Source organism: Streptomyces sp. NPDC023723, from assembly GCF_040639815.1.
Lineage (GTDB): Bacteria > Actinomycetota > Actinomycetes > Streptomycetales > Streptomycetaceae > Streptomyces.
Map to the genome: position 1 here is coordinate 33841 of NZ_JBFAAP010000017.1, position 13834 is coordinate 47674.

11 protein-coding genes and 3 pseudogenes are annotated in these 13834 nt (G+C 71.1%); 5 read left to right on the forward strand and 9 right to left on the reverse strand.

What is annotated here, in order from left to right:
• Nucleotides 1-42 precede the first annotated feature (42 nt).
• The 5 genes and pseudogenes from AB0G32_RS19605 to AB0G32_RS19625 form a co-directional block, all read right to left on the reverse strand.
• Entirely contained in the window at nucleotides 43-1221 is a 1179-nt protein-coding gene (locus tag AB0G32_RS19605) for an amidohydrolase family protein (protein ID WP_361164313.1), read from the reverse strand.
• A 240-nt stretch (nucleotides 1222-1461) separates the two neighbouring features.
• Nucleotides 1462-1905, reverse strand: coding sequence for an Rrf2 family transcriptional regulator (locus tag AB0G32_RS19610; protein ID WP_361164316.1), 444 nt, complete (start codon nucleotides 1903-1905; stop codon nucleotides 1462-1464).
• Nucleotides 1906-1988: 83 nt separating this feature from the next.
• A pseudogene (locus AB0G32_RS19615) lies at nucleotides 1989-2520 on the reverse strand (TetR/AcrR family transcriptional regulator); the annotation flags it as partial.
• Nucleotides 2521-2704: 184 nt separating this feature from the next.
• A pseudogene (locus AB0G32_RS19620) lies at nucleotides 2705-3001 on the reverse strand (amidase family protein); the annotation flags it as partial.
• Nucleotides 3002-3226: 225 nt separating this feature from the next.
• On the reverse strand, nucleotides 3227-3769 hold the full coding sequence (locus AB0G32_RS19625; RefSeq protein ID WP_361164576.1) for a TetR family transcriptional regulator: 543 nt from the start codon (nucleotides 3767-3769) through the stop codon (nucleotides 3227-3229).
• A gap of 62 nt (nucleotides 3770-3831) precedes the next feature.
• Between AB0G32_RS19625 and AB0G32_RS19630 the strand changes: the two genes are divergently transcribed.
• From AB0G32_RS19630 to AB0G32_RS19640, 3 genes are all read left to right on the forward strand, one after another.
• The gene (locus AB0G32_RS19630) at nucleotides 3832-4221 is read left to right on the forward strand and encodes a hypothetical protein (RefSeq protein WP_361164319.1); all 390 of its coding nucleotides are present in this window, start codon (nucleotides 3832-3834) and stop codon (nucleotides 4219-4221) included.
• A gap of 66 nt (nucleotides 4222-4287) precedes the next feature.
• Nucleotides 4288-4884 carry a TetR/AcrR family transcriptional regulator gene (locus tag AB0G32_RS19635; protein ID WP_361164322.1) on the forward strand — a complete coding sequence of 199 codons (597 nt, stop codon included), beginning with the start codon at nucleotides 4288-4290 and terminating at the stop codon, nucleotides 4882-4884.
• A gap of 18 nt (nucleotides 4885-4902) precedes the next feature.
• Entirely contained in the window at nucleotides 4903-5775 is an 873-nt protein-coding gene (locus tag AB0G32_RS19640) for a leucine zipper domain-containing protein (RefSeq protein WP_361164579.1), read from the forward strand.
• A gap of 278 nt (nucleotides 5776-6053) precedes the next feature.
• Here AB0G32_RS19640 and AB0G32_RS19645 read toward each other — a convergent pair.
• From AB0G32_RS19645 to AB0G32_RS19660, 4 genes and pseudogenes are all read right to left on the reverse strand, one after another.
• Nucleotides 6054-7952 (reverse strand): annotated as a pseudogene (locus tag AB0G32_RS19645) (family 78 glycoside hydrolase catalytic domain); the annotation flags it as partial.
• A 22-nt stretch (nucleotides 7953-7974) separates the two neighbouring features.
• The gene (locus tag AB0G32_RS19650) at nucleotides 7975-9297 is read right to left on the reverse strand and encodes an MFS transporter (protein ID WP_361164325.1); all 1323 of its coding nucleotides are present in this window, start codon (nucleotides 9295-9297) and stop codon (nucleotides 7975-7977) included.
• Between the two features lie 740 nt (nucleotides 9298-10037).
• Nucleotides 10038-10640 (reverse strand): TetR/AcrR family transcriptional regulator, encoded by a 603-nt coding sequence (locus AB0G32_RS19655; protein ID WP_361164328.1) that lies wholly within the window; start codon nucleotides 10638-10640, stop codon nucleotides 10038-10040.
• Between the two features lie 285 nt (nucleotides 10641-10925).
• Nucleotides 10926-11777, reverse strand: a complete 852-nt coding sequence (locus AB0G32_RS19660) for a helix-turn-helix transcriptional regulator (RefSeq protein WP_361164331.1) — start codon at nucleotides 11775-11777, stop codon at nucleotides 10926-10928.
• 139 nt (nucleotides 11778-11916) lie between these two features.
• Between AB0G32_RS19660 and AB0G32_RS19665 the strand changes: the two genes are divergently transcribed.
• Together AB0G32_RS19665 and AB0G32_RS19670 are read left to right on the forward strand one after the other, a co-directional pair.
• Nucleotides 11917-12204: an Atu4866 domain-containing protein gene (locus AB0G32_RS19665; RefSeq protein ID WP_361164334.1), complete on the forward strand. Its 288-nt coding sequence runs from the start codon at nucleotides 11917-11919 to the stop codon at nucleotides 12202-12204.
• A 112-nt stretch (nucleotides 12205-12316) separates the two neighbouring features.
• The gene (locus AB0G32_RS19670; protein WP_361164337.1) at nucleotides 12317-13759 is read left to right on the forward strand and encodes an MFS transporter; all 1443 of its coding nucleotides are present in this window, start codon (nucleotides 12317-12319) and stop codon (nucleotides 13757-13759) included.
• Nucleotides 13760-13834 lie beyond the last annotated feature (75 nt).

Below are 13834 nucleotides of genomic sequence, written 5' to 3' on the forward strand. Positions count from 1 at the left end.
GGACGGCACGTCACGACAGGGCGAGGGTTGCTCGATGCGGCACTATCGTTTGTCGGTGGCGAGGCGGCCGTTGAGGATCACCACGCTGAGGTCCCGCAGGTTGCGGATGTCCGCGGTGGGGTCAGCGTTCAGCACAAGCAGGTCGGCGCGCTTGCCGGGGGCCACCGTGCCGAGGTCGGGTCGGACGCACTGCCGGGCCGCGCCGCTGGTGGCCGCCGTCAGTACCTGGCTGGGCGTCATCCCGGCCGCCACCATGAGTTCGGCCTCTTCGAGGGTGTTGGCTCCGAAGCGGCCCCGGCCGCTGAAGGTGTCGCTGCCCAGCGCGATGCGCACGCCGGCCTCGGCGGCCTTCTTGAGGTTGCCACGGGCGTCAGGGTGGGCATCGTCGATCCAGAGCGTGGGTGTGTAGGTGGTGCCGTGTTCGAGCATCAGCTCGATGAGCGAGTGGTCGGTGAGGGGCTCGACGGTGACACCGTGCTCCAGGCCGTCCGCCCCCGCCTCGATCGCCTCGCGCGCTGCGGCTTGCTGGGTGGTGTGGACGGTGACCCGAAGGCCCCGCTCGTGTCCGGTCTCGATTCCCGCCCGAAGAAGATCGAGGGGAAGCCGTTCCAGCTCGACACCATCCGGAAAGGCGGGGTTCCGCCAGAGGTAGGCCGGCCCGCCGGAGTGTGCGCACGCGCCTTCCGACAGGAGTTTGATCGCGTCCACCTCGCGGTCGGCGAGATGGTGCACCAGGTCGCGCATCTGCTGCACGCTGTCGACTTCTCCTGTGAATCGCTCGCGCGCCCAGGGGTTGCCGCTGAAGACAGTGGCGGCGGGATGCCCGCCGCGTCCGGTGATACCGCAACCGGTCGCCAACAGCCGCGGGCCCCGCAGCGTGCCCGCCGCGATCGCGGCCCGCGTGTTCAGGATGCCGTCCGTCGGATCGCCCACCGACTTGATGGTGGTGATCCCGTGGTCGAGAAACAGCCCGAGCTTTCCGGGAAGCTCGTTCTGCTCGAAGACCCGCATCGAATGCGGATCGGAGACAGCGCGCACGTCGTAGAAGTGGATATGCGTGTCGATCAGGCCCGGCACCACCCACCCTCCGGCCGCATCCACCTCCTGTCTGCCCCTGAGGGGATCGGCCGAGACGGCAGCGATCTCCCCGCCGTCGATGGCGATGTCGTACAGGCCGGCGAGCGACCGGCGGCCGTCGAAGACATGTGCGCGGCTGATCACGAGGTCGAAGATCGAAGGTCCGCGGGCCTCGGTGCTCGCGACTGCTTCGGGTTCGTGGGGCGTCGCTCTCACTCCTGGTGCGTCTTGAGCGGGCGTCCGGGCCGCGGTGCTCCCGGACGGATCGTGCGGCCGCCGGTACTGGAAGGGCCCGGCACGCCCACTCCTGAAATAAACCGCAACCCATACGGTTACAGTTAGGTCGTGCGGCATGACACGGAGACCGCGTGCGTCACCGCTTGGTCAGTGATCCCTCGGCCTGTTGCCGGAGGCCAGAATCTGCTGCAGCAGGCCGGCGATCGTCGTCCCGCCGAGCCGTTCCTCCAGGGCCCGTTCGGCGCGCTGGAACTCGGCGTCGAGCAGGTCGCCGATGGAGCGCCCGACTTCGCACGACGTGCTGGGCGGACGGGTGTGCCGCGAGAAGATCTGCCCCTCCTCGACGGCGGCATAGGCGTCGTAGAGCGTGATGTCCCGTGGGGCGCGGGCGAGTGACCAGCCGCCCCCGCGGCCCTCGGCGGACCGCACCAGGCCGGCGTCTCGCAAGCGGCCGAGGATGCGCCGCACGAGGACCGGATTGGTTTCGAGGCTGTCCGCGATCTCCGCGGACGTCAACGAGCCCCCGCGCCGGTGTGCCAGCATCGCGAGCGCGTGAATCGCGACCGCGCTCCTGCTGCTGAGCCCCGCCATCTCCCGCTCTCCCGTCGCCGCCAATAAACTGACACCAGTCTAGTTGCAGTTTCGGCGATGGGCGACCAACCTGCCAGTGTGGTGACAAGGCGGCGTGCGTAGAGGGTGCCGAGTTCCTGCGGGCGGAAGAGGACGCGGTACATGAGGGGGGCGACGACGCGGTCGATGACGGTCTCGACGCCGGGCGTTTCCTCTCCGCGTTCACGGGCGCGGGTGAGGACGAGATCGATCTGCTGGGCGGCGTAGGCGGAGCACTGGCCGGCGTTGCTGCCGTCCGGGTCGCCGAGGAGGGCGTCGCGGATGTAGGCGCGTCCGGCGGGGGAGGACATTCCGTCGAGGAACTGTTCGGTCCAGGCGGCCAGGTCGGCCGGCACGCCGTGGTCCGCGGGCGCGGATTCGGGACGCAGGTGCTCGACCGCTACGTCGGAGAAACAGTTCCCGCAGGTCTCCCCAGTGGCGGTAGACGGTCGACGGTGTGACGCCCGCGCGCTGGGCGATCATCGGCACGGTCAGGGCGTCGCGGCCCACTTCCGTGGCGAGTTCGCGTACGGCGGCGTGCGCTGACGCCTGGACGCGGGCGCTGCGTCCACCGGGGCGTACCATCTGCCTGCTCATGGGGATCCATCGCAAAGCGAACGCGTTGCGTCTGGCGGGTTGTGGTCGGCCACGTCCACCTGGCCTGCGGAGTCGCCGGGCGGGTCAACGTCCGCCGGCGCGTCGCTGCCTCTCACTCCCCGGCACTCCCGGCTCCGCGCTGCGCAGCCCGTGACCGTGCCGGCCGCGGGCCGCGGGCGTCGGTTCACACGGTGTGTGCGAGTGCGGAGGCGGGCCGGGTCTGTTCGTAGGCGTGGCCGACCTGCAGGAGCAGCTCCTCTTCGAGTGGCCGCCCGAGCAGTTGCATGCCGATCGGCAGCCCCGTGCTGTCGTGCCCCACGGGCAGGGACAAGGACGGTGTTCCGGTGATGTTGGCGGGGGCCGAGAGGCGTACGTCGGCGTCGGAGACGCTTTCGACACCGCCGTCGGCCCAGGTGATGGTCTCCTGGCCGGCTCTGACGGCGGTGGCCGGGACGGAGGGAGCGGCGACGAGGTCGACCTGCCCACAGCCGGCCATATCGCCCTCCACAAGGGCGGTTACCACCTCTCCGGCGTCCACCCCGACGCATAGTGACCGGACACCGGCAGACGAGCCCGGCCGCCGCGCTGCCGGCGGAAGATGGCGTCCCACTGTTCCGGCCCCGCCGTCATCCGTCGTTCCCGTCGACGCACAGGCAGCCGCCGGAAGGTCTCGTGGGTCCGTAGCGCCGCGACGACGTCTGCCTCGTCAGCCCTGCTCCCTCTCTACTGACAGAGCCCGGTCGAGCAGGACCTCCGCCGCCGCCCGCGCGTGGCGACCGTAGTCCGCCTCGTTCAGCACCATGGCGCGGCTGGCCGCTCCGTCCGCGAGGGTGGCCAGTTGCTCGGCGAGTGCTAGGGGTTCGCGACAGCCCAGCTCCGTCACCACCGCGGCGATCAGCTGCACCATACGCAGCTTCTGCTCTCGGGCGTAGGAATGCACCGCGCTCTCCGGGTCGGGGAACTCCGCGGCGGCATCGATGAACGGACACCCGCGCACCAAAGTCGCGTCGGCCGCCGGCTGGTCGAACAGCCGGCGGATCCGTTCCCGGGGAGCGACGTCCGCACAAGTCAGTACGGCTTCCAGGGTGGCCCCCGACCGGACGAGATCCCGCAAGTGGGCGATGACGAGGTCGTTCTTGGTGCGGAAGTGCGCGTAGAGCGTTCGCTTGGACACCGGCGCCGCCTCGGCGACCTGCTCCATGCCGGTCGCGCCGATGCCCTGAACCGCGAACAGCCGGGCGGCGGCCAGGACGCGCTCCCGCCCGCCACGCGACCCGCGCGTTCCGTCCGGAACCCGTACTCGAGGGCACGATGCGCGGCATCTTCTCGCTGGTCGGCGCCGCGCCGTCCAATTCCAACGCCCAGCCGTGGCAGGTGGAGGTGGTGAGCGGCGCCGCACGTCAGCGCCTGGCCGATGCTCTGCGGACGGCTCACGCCGAGCGACGCACTTCGGTGGACTACCCGTACTCCGAAGGGATGTACGCGCCGGTTCACCAGGAACGCCGGGCGGCCTTCGGCGCCGAACTGTACGGTGCGCTGGGCATCGGATCCGGCGATCACACGGCACGTGCGGTCTACGACTCGGAAAGTCTGCGACGACGTGGCTGCCGTCAAGTGCGGCGACGTCGGCGGTGTCCACCGGGTGCAGCGAGTTCCCGACCGCGAAGACGGGGCGGCTGGTGCGCGGGGCGGTGTCGGTGAGCGGGGCGAGGGTGCCCTCGTCGAGGCCTCTCAGCCACTGTCACCATCGGGCCATATCATGGCCCGATGGGCAACAATCGCCGTGCTGACGGCAGCTCCGGTGATCCGCGCGGCCGTATCCTCGCCGCCGCGCTGACCGTCTTCTCCTCCCGGGGATTCCGTGGTGGCAGCCTGAACGACATCGCCACCGCCGCCGGGCTCACCCGAGCCGGTCTGCTGCACCATTTCCCGAGCAAGCAGGCCGTCCTGCTGGCCTTGCTGGAGAAGCGGGACGCCGAACTGGACATCGCCAGCCCCCCGGAGGGTACGCCCCTGCTCCAACTGATAGACCGGATCGGCCCACTCACCGAAGAGGTGGTCGCGAACCGGGAGATGGTCCAGCTCTCCCACATCCTCACCGCCGAGGCGTCCGGCGAGGCCCACCCGGCCCGCGAGTGGGTGGCCCGACGCTACTCACAGTTCCGCGCCCATCTGGCGAGCGCGGTACGGCGCTCGATCGAGACCGGCGAACTGCGCGCCGACCTCGACCCGGAGGCGTTCGGCGCGCTGATCCTGGCGGTCGTCGAGGGCTCCGAGAACCAGTGGCTGGTCAACCCGGAAAGGGTGGACCCGGCGAAGGTGGTACACCAACTGCGCACCCTGTGCGCCGTCGCCGGGCCCTAGTCGTTCTGTCCGTGGAGGCTGCGTCCGGCCCGGTGTGTCGCGGACGACGGCCGGCCGGTACGCCGGGCCGCGCAACGCTTCGGGGCCAGCCACACCGCCGCCGCCCGCTGGGCCGAGCGCTACCGGCAGTCGGGTCTCGCGGGACTGCGCGACCGTTCCAGCCGCCCCCGCCACCAGCCCGCCGGTCTCCCGCCACGATCGGTGAACACGTCGTACTCCTGCGGCCAGAGCCACGCATCGGCTCCGGCCGGCCAGCCGCCCGGTGCGGCATCCCACCGCGCCGGACCCGGCCGTGGCGACCGCAGACCAACGGCAACGGCAGGTCCAACCCTGCCCCGCACCCTGCTCGACGAGCGGGCCTGCATCCGCCTCCACACCTCGGACCACGGATGCCAGGCAGCGCTTCCCGACTGGCTGGATTGGTACAACCGCCACCGAACCCACACCGGTATCGATGGCCGCGCACCCGCCGGCCCCGCCACCCACCTGTCCGGACCGCACCGCGCGGCCGGGGGAGGGAATGTGACGACAGGGCCCGGACGGAGCCCGGTCGCCGCCCGGACGGACAGCACCCGTCAGCCGAGCGGCACCCGGGCGCGACCCGCATCACATGGCTGTTCCCGTCCGTCCGGCAGTACCAGTGTGTACGGCAGAGGGCTGTCCACCTCGACGGCCACCGCGTCGAAGGACACCGACAGGAGCCCGGCCGGGGTCGGCACCGCACCCTCGGCACGCTCCAGCACCCCGTACGCCGGGGCGACCCTGGCCCGTGCGAAGCCTGCTTCGGCAGGGGTCACGCCGAGCACTCTGGTCACCAGGTCGCGGGTGGGTGTGGCGCTCCAGCCGTGCACCGGGGAACCCCAGCCCCAGCACTCGCCGAAGGTGTCGTAGCCGTCCTTGAGGAAGACGCTCCACCCGCGCAGCGCCCGGACCAGGTCGGCGGTGCGGCCGGCCAGCGCCGCCGCGTCGTGCACGACATAGCCGAAGAAGGGCTCCGCCCGCACGACCTCCTCCTCGGCGTCCCAGTCCACGCGCTGGACGCCGCGAACCTGATCCGCCATCTTCCGCTCGTCGTAGCCGCCGTCGGCACCACCGATCCAGGAGCGGGTGACCAGACGCGCCGGATCCATGATCCGGTCGATGATCCGGTCCCAGCGGTCGGCCGGAGCCAGCCCCGAGACGATCGCCGCCGCGCCGGCCGCCTGTGAGGTCTCGGGCCGGAGCACGCCGTCCACGGCATGGTCGGCGTAGGTGCCGCGCCGCTCGTCCCAGAACGTCTCGTAGCCCGCCCGTGCCCGTTCCCACAGCTCCTTGGCCCAGGCCGCGTCACCGTGGTTGTCCAGTGCCGTGCTGATCTCCGCGTACTCGCGCAGACCGCGCGCCCACAGCGCGGTGAGCAGTGAACTCGCACCGTCGACCAGCACGCTGGACCAGTCGACCAGATTCCACTCGGGGACGTCGGCGAGCACCCCGTCGCCGTTGAGGTACGGCACGTACCAGGCGAGGATCCGCCGTGCCGTGGGAGCCAGTTCGGCGACGAACGCGCGGTCGGTGCCGTAGCGGTGGAAGTTGTGCAGCCCGTGCAGCCAGTGCAGGGCCCAGTCCGGGATGGACACCCCGCCGCTCGCCTCGATCTCGCCGACCACGCTCATCGGCAACATGCCGTCCGAGCGGGGCGAGTTGCCCAGTTCCAGGTAGCGGCGGGCCAGCCGCCAGTCGGTGGAGGTGGTCAGGTGCACCATCTGGTGCACCACCCCGTCACCGACCCAGGCGCGCTGCTCCCGGGTCGGACAGTCGGTGAACGCGTCGTGGGAGTTGAGCGCCACGGTGCGCACTCCGGCGGTGTACAGCGCGTCGAGTTCCGGGTCGCTGCTGCGGAAGTACGCGGCGCCGGCGCGCGGGTAGAGGTGCTCGCGCACCTCGACGTACTCCACCCGGACCGGACCGTCGGCGTCGATCAGCGCGTGGACGTAGCGGAACCCGTTGACCTCGAACGCCTCGAAGCGGTCGTCGACACCGCGGGCGAGGTAGCGAGCGCCCGTGTTGGGGGCGGTCGACTGCTCCGGTACGCCGGGTGTGTGGGGCAGTTCGCGGTACATCAGGTCGAGCTGTGTCCCCGGGGCCGCGGTCAACTCCAGGCGGACCAGTCCGCACACCACCCGCCCCATGTCGAGCACGACGTGCCGGACACGTCCCGGGCCGCTGGAGTCGAGCACCAGGGGGAAGGCGGCGTCCCGCACATCCGGTTCGGTGAGCCCGGCGAGATGGGCGCGGACCCGGGCGACCGGATGCGGATGACCGGCGGCCTCGACGGGCGGCGCGACCGCGACCTCGACCGGGGTGACGACGTTCCCGCCCAGCGGGCCGATCGAGCGGGGCAGCAGCGGCCCGTACGGGTCGGTGGGCGGCTGCGAGCGGGCCAGCGCGCCGACGTGGCTGGTCGGCACGGTACGGGCCGGTCCCCAGTCGGCGTCCGGTGCGCCGGTCCGCCAGTCGGCGGGCAGCCGGCGGGCGTCCAGGCATTCGACGGGCACCCCGTCCAGGCCGCTCATGGTGCCCGGGAGCTGCCAGGCACCGGTGTCGAGCACCTGCCAGGTGTCGTCGCTGACCAGCATCCGGTCGCCCAGGTCGGCCTCGAAGACCAGCACCGCGTCGCCGCCCAGGGTGGGGTTGGCGGCGGCGGGCATCCAGAAGGAGTTGGCATGGCCGTAGTACGTGACAGCGACCACCAGGGTGTTCTCGCCGGGCACCGCGAGTGGCGCGAGCTGAAGGTCGTCGTAGGTCAGCCGCCGGGGCTGGCTCCGGATCGGTCCGCGCCCGGCCTCCTGGCCGTTGAGGTAGACGACGTAACGGGAGTCGGCGGTGATCCGGGCCGGAAGGGACGCGGGGACGGTGTCGAGCTCGAAGGCGGTGCGGAACAGGAAGCGGCCGAATCCGGCCCGTTCACCGGTCGTGCCCAGCGCTATCCGATCCTGCTGGGGGCGGGTGTCGCGGGGACCGATCCAGTGGCCCTGCCAGCGGGTGTCGCGCAGGACTGCGGGGGCGGACGCGGGGATGTGCTCGGACATGCTCGGTTCTCCGGGTGGTGGGTCAGACCGCGTGCTGTGCGGCGTCGGACGGGGAGGCCGAAGGGAGCGCCTGGGCCCAGGGTTCGGTGCCCCGCGAGCGTTCCAGGGCCGGGATCACCAGGCCGCCGATCAGCCCGCTGCCGAGTACGAAGCAGGCGAGCAGACCGACCAGCAGCTTCGGTTCGGAGGCGATGATGGACGGCGTGACGACCGCGAAGCCGGCGGTGAGTGCCCGGGTGACGCCGTAGGTGATGCCCTGGGCGGTGGAGCGCAGCAGCGTCGGGAAGAACTCCTGCGACCAGACCTTGTAGATGGCCTCACCGGCGAACGCCTGGCCGATGCCGCCGGCCAGCGACAGCAGGAACAGCGAGGTGGTGGAGATCCCGAGCACCACCGGCATGCCGTATCCGACGACCTGGAGCACCGCGCCGATGACGAAGAAGACCCTGCGCAGCCGGGAGTCGGCGATCCGCATGAACACGTAGGCGGCGACCAGACCGAGCGGTATGCCGACCAGGCCCAGCGTCGAGGCGGTCGAGACCGCGGTGTGCGCGACATTGACGTACAGGTAGGTGGAGAACTGGCCGAGGGTGTTCGCGCTCAGGTTCCACAGCGTGTAGAAGAGACCGGTCATGATCAGGGGCAGCAGCAGTACGGGATTGAGCAGCAGCCGGGCCGATGCCCGGGGGGTGTCGCCGACGGCTTCCCGCGGGCCGCGGTCGTTGGCCTGCCGCCACTCGGCGGACTCGCGCATCGAGCGGCGCAGGAACCAGGTGACGACGGCGACGACCAGCAGGTGGGCGTAGAGGATCCGGGCGCCGGTCATCCCGAGGTCGGCGAAGAGCGAGGCCAGCACGGTGACGACCACGATGCCGACCAGCCAGAGGATCGAGGAGACGCTGACCATGCGCCCCTTGCGGCCCTCCGGCGAGGTCTCGGCGATCAGTGCCAGTGAGGTGGGGATGTCGGCCCCCATGGCGAAACCGGCCACGATGACACCGACGTAGACCATGGGCGTGTTGACCGCGCACAGCAGGACGACTATCCCGGCCGTGTACACCAGCAGGTCCACCGCGTAGACCCGTTTGCGGCCGACCAGGTCGCCCAGTCGGCCGCCGATGAAGGCGCCGAGGGCGATGGTGACGGTCAGCAGCGACGACAGGACGCCGATCGACAGGTCGGTGAGGCCGAACGCGGCCTGGAAGATCACCAGGGCGATCGAGGTAGTGACGATGGTGGCCGCGTCCAGGTAGGAGGCCAGCCCGGCGAGGGTCGCGTTTTTCCACGGTGCCCGGGGCTGGTCCGTGGCGGCAGGAATGGCCGGTACCAGGGGGTCGTGCGTCATGAACACACCTCTCAAAGCGTCATTGCCCAGGGGATGCGGAACAGGGGATTGGCCGGATTCGACCGTCGGCGGAGGACAGTAGAGCACGAACTCCCAACCAGTTGGTAGGTATCGGGGGCCATGAATCCTGTAACGTTTCAATCCGGCCGGTTCGAACGCACGGGCCGGGCAGGCGGTGACGGTCTGATCCCGTCCCGTGCCTCCGTACCGGCGACCGCGGGCGGCATCCGTGTGAGGACTACTCGAAGGTTTCGTTGTCGCTGGGGTGCGGCCCGGGCCCCGGCCGGTGACGGTCACCACTGCGATCGAGCGGTCGGTCACCGTCCACGGTGACGATGACGATGACGACGGCGGTGGCGACACGTCGCCGCACTCCGTCATCCTGGTCATCCGGGCGGCGTCCGATGGCCGCGTCAGCGGGAGTGCGGTTCAACGCCTCGCCGCAGGACTCGGCGGCGCTGTGCCTGCGCGTCTCCGCCCGCCCGCCTGAGGACGCCCGGCCATGCGCCGCCGAGTCCGGGCTGCCGAGTCTGACGTGGGCCGCCGAGTCCGACGCGGGCTGCCTGATCCGGGCGGGCGGCCAGATCGCGTCGCGGCCATTGGCCGGGGCGGTGACCGCGGGTGCCCGTCCTCCGTGCGGTGAGCCAACAGCGGAGGTCACGCCCGAGGCTCGGGTCGCGGTGGGCGGGGGCAGCGGCCCGGAACCCGTGGGCAACCGCGACGACACAGGATGCCGGGTGTCAATCCCGGGGGCGTGCGCCGGCGCACAGGATACGCAGCTGGTCCACCACGTTCGCGGGGTGGACCTCGTCCGGACTGATCAGCCACTGGTTCTCGGTGCCTTCGACGACCGCGAGAACCAGGGCACCGAAAGCCTCCGGATCAAGGTCTGCGCGCAGTTCCCCCGCCTCGATCGAACGCCGCACCGCCCCCGCCAGGTCAGTGCGCAATCGCGCGTAACGCCGTGCCACCCACTCACGGGCCGGATGATCCTCACCGGACGCCTCAGCGGTCAGGATGTGCGCGAGCTGGACCATCTCCCGGTTCCCGGCCACCTCCTCGGTGAACGGACCGAGGACGGCCATCAGCTCAAGCAGCGTCGCACGGCTGTCCGGCCTGGTCAGGTGCAGCTCCGCGTCCCGCCGTTCCAGCAGCGCGAACAGGACGGCCTGCTTGCTCGGGAAGTGGTGCAGCAGCCCGGCTCGGGTCAGTCCCGCGGCAGCCGCGATGTCATTGAGACTGCCGGCACGAAACCCCCGGGCCGAGAACACTGCCGACGCGGCAGCGAGGATCCGCTCACGCGGCTCACCCGAGACACCGCCACCACTGTCGTTGCTGTCCACCCGCCAATGATAGGGCTGCACACAGCCGAACCTTCTCCGTACCCCGGAATACCCGTACCTCTCACGTGCCGGACCGCATGTGACCTCATGGAAGACCTTTCGGCTGTTTCACGCTCGCGTGCCGCGTTCGGATCACCGACCCTGATGACGACGAGGTTCCGGAGTGGCGGCGCGTCGTCAACCACGCGAAACGGCACGGCCTGGAACCCAGCGGGCACGCCCGAGCCGCACTGGATCGGGGTGCCGGCCCTCGTTTTCCGGAAGACGAGGGGCGGTCCGCGGGACTCACCGCGCGGCAGCGCCGGATGGGTCTCGCTTCTCGCTGGCGTGCAGGGTGCCGAGGAGGGTCAGGGCGTGGGCGGAGGGGCTGGCCGGTTCGGCGTGGTAGATGACGAGTTGCTGGCCCGGCGCATCGCGGACGTCGAAGGACTGGTACGTGAGGGAGAGAGGGCCGACGTCCGGGTGGAGGAGTTGCTTGGCGTCCTGGGTTTTGCCGCGCACGGTGTGCTGGGCCCACAGCCGCCGGAATGCGGCGCTGTGCTCGGTCAGCGTGTCCACGAGATGGCGCAGGCGCGGGTGTTCGGGGTCGAAGCCGCTCGCCTGGCGCAGGTTGGCGACAGTCGCCTGGGCGGCTCGGTCCCAGTCTCGGTAGAACTGCCGTCCGGCCGGGTCGAGGAAGGTCATCCGGGCCAGGTTGTCCGCAGGGGCGAAAGGGGCGTAGAGCGCGTCCGCAAGGGCGTTGGCGGCCAGGAGGTCGAGGGTGCGGCTCATGACGAACGCCGGGGTGTGCGGGTAGCCGTCCATCAGCTGCCGCAGCGCGGGACTGACCCGCTCGGTGGCGTGGAGGGAGTCGTGGCCGGCCGGTGACACTCCGGCCAGGCGGTGCAGGTGGGCGCGGGCATCCGGGTCGAGCAGGAGGGCACGGCTGAGCGCGTCCAGCACCTGTGGCGAGGGATGGCGCTCGCGGCCCTGTTCCAGCCGGGTGTAGTAGTCGGCGTTGACGCCGGCCAGGACGGCGACCTCCTCGCGGCGCAGTCCGGCGACCCTGCGCACACCGTGGCTCGCCATGCTGACGTCCCCTGGCCGCAGGCGGGCGCGGCGCGCGCGCAGAAACTCTCCGAGGTGGTTGTCGTCCATGGCCGCCAGGCTAGGCGCTGGCTGCTCCCGCTTCCTGGGTGTGCCGCACCCAGGCGGAGAGCACCCTGGTACCCCTGCGCTGACCTGCGCAGACTCGGTCGGGCACGGCACCGGTGCCCCACCGAGGAAGGGAATTTCGATGACAGGCGATGCGCGGAGCGAGCGCGGTCCCGGGAACGCCGACGTGGTCGGCATGTGGGTGACCGCGGACGGTCACATCCGTCAGGAGCTGCTGCCGGACGGGCGCTACGACGAGGCCCGGGGGAACCGGCGCAGCGCGTACACCGGCCGGTACACGGTGACCGGCGACCACCTCGAGTACGTCGACGACACCGGTTTCACCGCCACGGGCGACATCCGGGACGGCGTGCTCCACCACGAACACCTCGTGCTCTACCGCGAGGACCGGGCGCGGAAGCCCTCATGAGCAAGCGCGGCAACGTCGTTTCCCGCGCCCCGGACACGGAGTCCGGCGCGGTGCGGGCCCGGTTCCGCTCAACCGCCACCGGAGGTAGGCAGAGCAATGAATAGGCAGAGCAATGAAACAGACTGACGGATCCGCCACCGCCACCGCCGCCGGCGAAACCGGGGCCGTCGCGAAGACGCAGCCGTCACCCGGCGTCCTGGCCCTGCTGGTGCTGTGCGCGGCTCATTTCATGGACGCCATCGACCTGTCCGACGTTGGCGTGGCCCTGCCCGCCATTCAGCGGGACCTTGGTATGTCCTCGGGTTCTTTGCAGTGGGTCGTGTCCGCCTACGCTCTTGGCTACGGCGGGTTCCTCCTCCTGGGCGGCCGCGTCGCTGATCTATTCGGCCGACGCCGCGCCTTTTTGACCGCAGTCGCCGTCTTCGGCGTGGTGAGTGTGCTGGGAGCGCTCGCTCCGACCGGTGGCCTGCTGGTCGCGGCGCGGCTGGTCAAGGGCATCGCAGCGGGCTTCCTGGCCCCGGCGGCCCTTTCCCTGATCACCACCAACTGGCCGGAGGGCCCGCGGCGAGGCCGTGCTCTGGGGTGGTACGCCACCGCCGGTGCCTGCGGCTTCATCGGCGGACTCGTTCTCGGCGGGGTACTGACCGAAGTGTCGTGGCGGCTCGTCTTCGTGCTTCCGGTGCCCATCGCCGTGGCGGCACTGCTCGGAGGACTGCACCTGCTGCCGGCGGACCGCCGGGGCGGCGCCCGCGAGAAGCTCGACGTTCCCGGCGCGCTGACGGCCACCGGAGCTCTGATGCTCCTGGTCTACGCCCTCACGCAGGCTCCGGCGCACGGCTGGCTGTCCGCCCGCACGCTCGTCCTCTTCGCTGCCGCGGCCTGCTTGCTCGCCCTGTTCCTCCGCGTCGAGTCCCGTTCACGCAAGCCGTTGGTCCCGCTGTCCTTCCTCACCCGGCGCGCGACCGCGCGCACCAACCTGACGATCTTCGCCATGTGGGGCGCCTACACGTCGTTCGCGTTCCTCGCCACGCTCTATCTGCAGAACGTGCTGGGCTGGACGCCGTTGCAGACCGCCGGTGCCTTCGTGCCGCTCGGCCTTGCCAACGGTGCGCTGGCACCGTTCGCGGGCCGGCTCGCCGCCCGGTTCGGCGTGCACCGGACGATCGCCGCCGGGATGCTGCTCCTCGCGCTGTCCTACGCGCTGTTCTTCCGGATCGGCCCCGGCAGCCCATTTCTCACGGTGATCCTGCCCGTCATGGTCGTCAACGGGATCGGCACGGCTGCGACCTTTCCCGCGCTGACCATGAGCGCGGTGGCCGGGGTGCCCGACCGGGACCAAGGGCTGGCGGGCGCCCTGCTCAACACCTTCATGCAGATCGGCGGTGCTGTCGTCCTCGCCCTCGTCACCGCGGTCGTCGAAGCCGGACAGCGGACGGGCCGGGGTGACCCCCTGGCGGGCTACGCCCTCGGTACCGGCGTCATCGTCGCCACCGTACTGGCCGGCCTGGGCGCCGCCCTCCTCATCCGGCACCGGAGCGACAGCCGGGACCGCTGACGACGGCCCCTCTCCCGGCCCCGAAGCCGTCCGTCACCGCGCACGGACACCCGACCCGACCCCACCAGGAGCACC